Origin of the sequence: Campylobacter sp. BCW_6463, from assembly GCF_001762785.1 — a bacterium.
GTDB classification, from domain to species: Bacteria; Campylobacterota; Campylobacteria; order Campylobacterales; family Campylobacteraceae; genus Campylobacter_D; species Campylobacter_D jejuni.
The window spans coordinates 1-7,615 of record NZ_MJXL01000005.1 but is presented as its reverse complement, the minus strand read 5'-3'; the positions used below and the strand labels follow the sequence as shown (position 1 = coordinate 7,615).

Here is a 7,615-nt window from a genome sequence, read left to right as displayed (position 1 = left end):
TTAAAACCTCTTCTTCTTAACATCTTCTAAGATATTATTAGCTATATCACTTACTGTACTAGAAATAATAGCTGATTCATTAGCAATTTCAACATTATCTTTAGTAGTTTGATCAATTTGTGCTACGCTATCATTGATTTGAGTAATACCTGCAGTTTGTTCTTTAATACTTTCTGCCATATCATTGATAGATTGAACAAGTAAATTAGTATTAGCTTCTATTTCAGATAAAGACTTTTGAGTTCTCTCAGCTAGTTTTCTAACTTCATCAGCCACAACAGCAAAGCCTCTACCATGTTCTCCAGCACGTGCAGCTTCAATAGCTGCATTTAAAGCTAGAAGATTAATTTGATCTGCAATATCTCCTATAATACCTGTAACATTTTTAATCTCTTCAGATTGAGTGATAACATCACTAGTTTTAACTGAAACATTTTGCATAGAAGAAGTGATCTCTTCTAAAGCTGCTGCAGTTTCTTCTAAAGATTGAGCTTGAGAATTTGAAGAAGTGGTTAAGCTTTGAACAGCAGTTTGTAATTTTCCACTTTCATTAGCTAAAGCATTAGCAAAGTCTGAACTTTGTTTTAGCATTTTAACTATTTCATCGCCTAAAGCATTAGTAGTTAATTCAACACTTCCTGAAGCATTAGAGATTTTATTTCTAAAATCTAAGCTTTTGTATTCTTCAAATATTTTATGAATAACATTCATATCAGAACCTACTCTAGCTTGTAAAACATCAAGAAGTTTATTTAGAACATTTTTAAGTTCAATAAGTTGTGGGTTTCTTGGATTAGCAGTAATTCTTGCTGTTAAATTACCACCTTCTACAACTGATACGGTTTGAACTGATTCTTTAACAGCTTGATTGTCTTGTTCTAAACCTTTTTTAGTAGCAAGGATGTTTTCGTTGATCATTTTGCCCATTTTTCCAAGTTCATCATCGGCTTTGATTGAAATTAAATCAACTTCGTGTTTTTCGTGATTTAAAAAACGAAAGAAATTTTCTAAAGATTTTAAAATGACAGGAATTCTAGATCCAACTATTTTTTTAACGCAGACATAAACTATAATCAATATGACAAGTAGTATAAAAAAAGAAATCACAATAAAAATAATTTCTAGTTTCTTTAAAGGTGCTAAAACTGAATTTTTAGGAGCAGTTACAACCATACTCCAATAACTTGAATTATTTGCAGTACTAAAAGATGAAACGGATGCATAGCTTAAATCTCCAGTTGAAGCAACATAATCATCTATTATAACAGTTTTGTGTTCTTTAACAGCATTATTGACTAACTCCACAGAGGGATCTTTATTTATATCACTGAGTGTTTTTAAAATGGCATTATGATTTTTATGAATGGCAATAACACCTTTATCAGTCATTAAAAATCTTAAATCCCCTTCAAAAAAATCTAATTTTGGGTCAAGTATGGTTTCAGAAACTTCAGAAAAATCTAAAGTATATCCAGCAACTCCAATCAATTTACCTTTATTATTAAAAATAGGCATTCCAAAATTAATACCTAGAAAATCTTTTCCATCGTAGTTAAGTTTAGTTGGTGGCCCAACAAATAAACTATCTTTATCTCCATATTTAGCGTTTTTTTCTACTTGCTCTATAATCTTTAAATTACCAAAATTATTTGGCGTTTGAATCGTTTCTATTCCTCCAGATTTTCCAGTGGTTTGATCAAAATAAATCATAGCAAAAGTTTTACCATCAGAACTTGTGTATCTTTTATCAATTCCTTGAGCATCCCCTAGCACTGAAGTATCTTTTAAATACAAAAAAGTATAAGCTGAATATAAACTACTATCAAATAAATTTTTCATTAAGCTTTCAATCAAATCAGCATCAACTTGATTATTGTGTTCAAACATATCATTTAAGGAAGTTGCGGTTCCTTTTGTAAGTGCAACAGTTTCATTTAGAATACCTTCCATATAATTGGTGTATCTTTTTGAAGCTAAAAATATTGAATCTTTGGCCTCTTTTTCCATATTTTCAGAAATATATATGGAAACTGTTGAAACTAATACGATAATGCCTAAAATTACCCCTATAGCTACAGATAGAATAAGCTTAGTGCTTATATTTAAAGAACGAAAATTCATATTTTTTCCTTAACTTTTAAAAATTTATAAAAAACTTAGTATAGTATTCTATAATTTTTTAAAATATTCTTAAAAATTTTAATATCTTTTGTAATTTTACCATATGTTAACTTTTTATAAATATAAGTATTTAAAATATTAAAATTTTATTGAAGTTAAGAATTATTAATGCAATTTACCTTTGAACAAATTTTTATCGCAATGCTACTGACTCTTTTTGCAGGTTTTTCTACAGCTATAGGTTCTATAATAGCCTTTTTTTCTAGAAAAGATGATTTAAGGGTACTTTCTTTAGGACTTGGTTTTTCAGCTGGGGTAATGATATATATTTCTTTCATGGAAATTTTACCCACTGCACTTAAAGATTTTAAAAATCACTATGATTCGCATTGGGCTGAGCTTTTGGGATTAGCTTGTTTTTTTGGTGGAATTTTAATATCTTTATTGATTGATAAATTAATCCCCGAAGATGTCAATCCTCACGAGCCTAAAGAGGATTTAAGCGAGTTAAAAATTTGTCCCTTACCTCAAAAAGGACAAAATCCTCCGAAATTTCATCCTGGAGAAAAGTTGCATCAGATCAATACTAAAGCTTTAAAACGCACAGGGATTTTTACAGCTTTGGCTATTGCTATACATAATTTCCCAGAAGGTTTTGCTACTTTTATTTCGAGTCTTGACAATCTTACTTTAGGAATTGCTATAGCTATAGCTGTGGCTATACACAATATCCCTGAAGGTTTGGCCGTGAGTTTGCCAATTTACCATGCTACAGGAAATAAGAAAAAGGCTTTTATTTATTCAGCTCTTTCGGGTTTTGCAGAGCCTTTGGGTGCTTTTGTTGGAGCTTTGATTTTATTGCCTTTTATAGGCGATCTTACTTTAGCTATAAGTTTTGCTGTGATTGCAGGAATTATGGTTTTTATATCTCTTGATGAACTTTTGCCCGCTGCAAAAACTTATGATAAGGCCCATGATAGTTTATATGGACTTATATTAGGAATGGCAATAATGGCTTTAAGTTTAAATTTGCTTGGACAATAGAAAGCCTTACGGCTTTCTTGCAATTTAATTCACACCTTTTGGCGCATTAAAGGCAGTAAGTTTTGGTAGTTCACCTTTAAATTTTTCTATGTTTACGAGCCCTGTGTGAGAGATATTGCCATTGGCAAGTTTTGAAGTTGGCATATCCATGGTTAAAACATTTGCATTTCCACATTTGCAAAGTCCGTTTTCATTAGGATCATACCAAGCACCTTCACAAATCCTTACAACCCCTTGCATGATTTCATCGCTTACAACAGCCCCTGCTAAAACTTCACCGCGTTTGTTAAACACGCGTACTACATCGCCATTTTTTATACCAAGTTTTTTTGCATCTTTGGAATTGATTAAAATCGGCTCTCTATCTTTTATTGCATAAGTATCTCTTAAGCTTGTGTGGCAAAGTTGAGAGTGCAAGCGATCTCTTGGGTGATTTGTAAGTAAGTGGAAAGGTGCTTCTTTGGTTGCATTTCCAAGCCATTCAATAGGCTCAAACCAAGTAGGATGGGCTTTGCAATCATCATAATTATAATTTTTAATCGCTTCTGAGTAAATTTCAATGAGTCCTGAATCTGTACCCAGAGCATTTAAGATAGGATCTTCTATAAATTCTGAAAAACGAGTCCATTCTAAACTTTCAGCTGTTGGTTCAAAAGTGATTGGTTCATTTTTAGCCCAAAATTCTTCAAAACTTGGCATAGGAATAGCAAAAGCTTCGCCAAAACTTTGAGTTTGTTTTAGGGCACTGTTGTAGTATTCTTTGATGAAATCTTTAGCTTTTTTGCCATTTTCTGTATAGGCATTAAAGACATCTTTTCCATAAATTTTACAAATATCAGAGAAAATTACATAATCATCTTTGCTTTCACCCACAGGCTCAACTGCTTGTTTCATAGGAGCTATATGCATATTTGAATAATCTCCTGTCATGGTAATATCATCTCTTTCATAAGATGAAGTTACAGGCATAACAATATCTGCCATTTTAGCTGTTGGAGTCCAGTAAATTTCATTTACCACAACGGTGCGTGGTTTTCTCCATGCTTTTACGTTAGTGTTAGTATCTTGATGGTGCACTAAAGGATTTCCGCCTACCCAGTAAATAAAATCAATATCAGGATAGGTAAGCTTAGAGCCGTTGTGATCTATGGTTTTTCCAGGGTGAAGTAAAGCATCAGCGATTCTTGCTACAGGGAAAGAATAACTCGCTGCATTTTGAAGCCATTCTGCGCCTTCGTTTGAAGTTTCGCTTTTTACTAAACCTTTAAATTTACCATTTTTCCAAATCCCTAAACTACCTGCTGTCATACCGCCGATAACTCCGCCTTTGCAAGTTGGAACACCGCCATTGCTGTAATGATAGCTTAGTCCAAAACCGCCTCCTTTTGTGCCGATTTGTCCTAACATTGCACAAAGAGTAACTAGCATCCAGTGAGGCTGTTCGCCATGATGTGCTCTTTGCATACCCCAACCACTCATAATCATAGTAGGATTATCATAAAAAGTTTCAGCTAATTTTTTGATAGTTTTTTCATCGATACCGCAAATTTTACTTGCCCATTTGGTATCTTTTTTCACTCCATCTTCTTTACCTTCTAAATAATCTTTAAATTTATCAAAGCCTGTAGTGTAAGTGTCTAAAAACTCGTAATTAACTTTTTTCTTAGCAATTAAATGGCTTGCCATACCCATCATTAAAGCTACATCGGTATTTGGGCGTGGAGCTATCCATTTGGCATTTAAAAATTTCGCTGTAGTGGTTTTTATAGGATCTATACAAATCACTTTGATTTTACTGTCTTTAAGTTTTTCAAAGTATGCCAAACCTCTTTGTTCGTTTGAAGTCCAAGCTATGCGTAAAGTAGAAAGCGGATCAGCACCCCAAATCACAACATATTTAGAATCACTTAAGATATTTTCCCATGAGGTTTGTTGCTCATAAACTTCAATCGATCCTACAACATAAGGCATAATCACTTGAGAAGCTCCTGTAGAATAGTCTCCTGTAGCTCCTACAAATCCACCTGTTACATTTAAAAATCTATGAAGTAAGATGCGTGAGTTTTGCATATTTCCACTTGATTTCCAGCCATAGCTTCCACCAAAAATCGCACTTGCACCTTTACTATCTCTTGTTTTTTTAAGCTCTTTGGCGATAAGCTTGATCGCTTCACCATAACTTACGCGAACAAACTCATCTTTTCCGCGAAGCTCAGGTTTAGGATTGTCAGGATTTTCAAGGTAGGATTTACGCACATAAGGATACTTCACACGAGATTTATAAACCATATCGGCAGTATAGTGCTGTAAAGGATTATCCATTTTTGTAACTTTTTCCCAAGGTTCACTTTTTACTATCTTACCATCTTTTATAGTGAGTTTTAAAATCCCCCAGTGTGCTGCGGTAATCACTTCTCCATTTTTTACAAGTCCGAGGCTAACTTTTGAAGCTTCTACGGTTTTTCCTGCACTTAAGCTTGGAATGAGAGGTAAAGCACTTAAGCTCGCTCCAATTTTTAAAAATTTTCTTCTATCTAGCATGCTTTTCTCCTTATTTTGTTTTAAAATCTTTTGCGTTTTTTTGTAAGTATTCTATAACTAGCCATCTGTCTTTTTTATCAATACCTGTTCTATCGGCCATAGAACGGAAAATTGCAGGCCAAGCATTAGCTGTAAATTCTTTTTCTTTGTGGATAGCGTGGCAAATTCCACAGTTATTTACAAAAAGCTCTTTGGCTCGATTTACATTTCTTTATTGTCTTTGACAAATTCTTTTTTATCTGCCCAAATTTCAAGGCTTACCTTATCCCATTTTCCATTTTTTCCAGTTATTCTTTGAGAGAAATTTAATTTTGTATTTTTAGAAAAAGCTGCAACAATAATTCTTTGAGAGTCATTGAAATAAATCACAGAAGGTGCTTTAGGATTTACATAACCATCAATTTTTAGCAAAACCCTGTTATTTGCGCTTTTTAACACTTCAAAAGGATTTGTAGGTAAAAGTCTTCCTATGACTTTAGTATCATCTTTATTAAGATAAAGCGATACAACTTCATCAGTATAGGCGGTATTTTTTGCCCATAAACATGTCGCTAGGACAACAAAAGAAATGAAAATCTTTTTCATTGCTATTCCTTAATATAAATTTGATGTAAATGTATTTTAACATTATTTAATTTAATTATTAATTAATATTAACAAAATATTAATTAATAATTAATAACTTTTTTAGAAAAAAATAAGCATTTTATAGTTATAATTCTAGAAAATAAATATACAAGAAAGGAAGACAATGTTAAAATCTATCGGAACTAAATTAACCCTTTCAGTAATTGGAAGTGTTATGGTTAGCTTAGTCTTTATGATTGCCATCATATCATGGAAAGTTTCTCAAAATATGGAAAAAGAAGCAGAAATTGCTCTAGATATAGCTTCAAAAAGATATGTAAATTATATGCAATCCACACTTAACGAACCTTTTTTACTCTCTAAAGCATTAGGTACTAGTATACAACAAGTTATTAATGATAATGGGAATATTGACATTAATGTATTGGAAAATTTGACCAAAAAAACATTAGATTCAAGTATGCATACCACTTATGCTTTTTTATACATTAAAGATCTTTCAGTCTTATCAGGAAATAAAGAAAAAGACATTCAAAATGGAAATTTATCTATTGTTTATAATGATTCAACTCCAGGGATTGACGGAGGTATTAAAACATTTATACAAAATAAAAATATGTATAACAGTATACCTGTAATCTCAAAAATTGAAAACAATGTGCACAATGGAGAACAAAAGATTATTTTTGGTTCAGTTAAGCGTCTTGATTATGGCAATGGAGAATTTTTAGGGATAAACTTAGGAATGCCTATTTTTAATCAAAAAGGAGATTTTGCAGGAGTTATTGGTTTCTCTTTAGAGCTTTCACAGATGTCTAAAGCTTTACTTGATCCTTCATTAAATTTTCACGAAGGAGATCAAAGATTACTACTTACAGATGATGGAACATTTGTTATACATGAAAATCCTAAAGCAATTTTGCAAAAAATCAATGAATACAACCATTCTCCTTCTGTAGCTCCTATATTAAGTGCTATTAAAGAACATAGAGATATTTTAATCAATAATTTTTATACATCTACAGGTTTAACTAGTTATGCTTCGGTTGTCTCCTTTAGTACCCTAGAAGATTCAAGTTATTGGAGTATACTTGTAACAACCCCTAAAAATTCAGTTTTAAAACCTTTATATAATCTTCAGTTAATTATAGTTGCTGTAGTTGTTATATTTTTAATTATAATTTCAGCTATTGTATATATGTGTATAAAATATATGGTAAGTGCAAAAATTAATTCAATTTTTAAATCTTTGCAAAATTTCTTTGACTTCATCAACCATAAAACAAAAAATGTTTCTACTATAGAAGTAAAAAGCAATGAT

The 7,615-nt window shown here is 31.8% G+C and carries 3 protein-coding genes and 2 pseudogenes; 2 read left to right on the top strand and 3 right to left on the bottom strand.

The window, feature by feature from the left end; all coding sequences use genetic code 11:
* A complete protein-coding gene (locus tag AJ884_RS00055) occupies positions 1–2,121 on the bottom strand; it encodes a methyl-accepting chemotaxis protein (RefSeq protein ID WP_070232950.1) in 2,121 nt (706 codons plus the stop codon).
* Positions 2,122–2,289: 168 nt separating this feature from the next.
* Here AJ884_RS00055 and zupT point away from each other — a divergent pair, with 168 nt between their 5' ends.
* Positions 2,290–3,165, top strand: a complete 876-nt coding sequence (gene zupT / locus AJ884_RS00050) for a zinc transporter ZupT (RefSeq protein WP_052776816.1) — start codon at positions 2,290–2,292, stop codon at positions 3,163–3,165.
* Positions 3,166–3,189: 24 nt separating this feature from the next.
* Here the strand turns inward: zupT and AJ884_RS00045 are convergent, their stop codons facing one another.
* Both AJ884_RS00045 and AJ884_RS00040 read right to left on the bottom strand, forming a co-directional pair.
* Positions 3,190–5,706, bottom strand: coding sequence for a molybdopterin guanine dinucleotide-containing S/N-oxide reductase (locus AJ884_RS00045; RefSeq protein WP_070278539.1), 2,517 nt, complete (start codon positions 5,704–5,706; stop codon positions 3,190–3,192).
* Positions 5,707–5,716: 10 nt separating this feature from the next.
* Positions 5,717–6,291 (bottom strand): annotated as a pseudogene (locus AJ884_RS00040) (cytochrome C).
* 166 nt (positions 6,292–6,457) lie between these two features.
* Between AJ884_RS00040 and AJ884_RS00035 the strand changes: the two are divergent.
* Positions 6,458–7,615 (top strand): annotated as a pseudogene (locus AJ884_RS00035) (cache domain-containing protein); the annotation flags it as partial.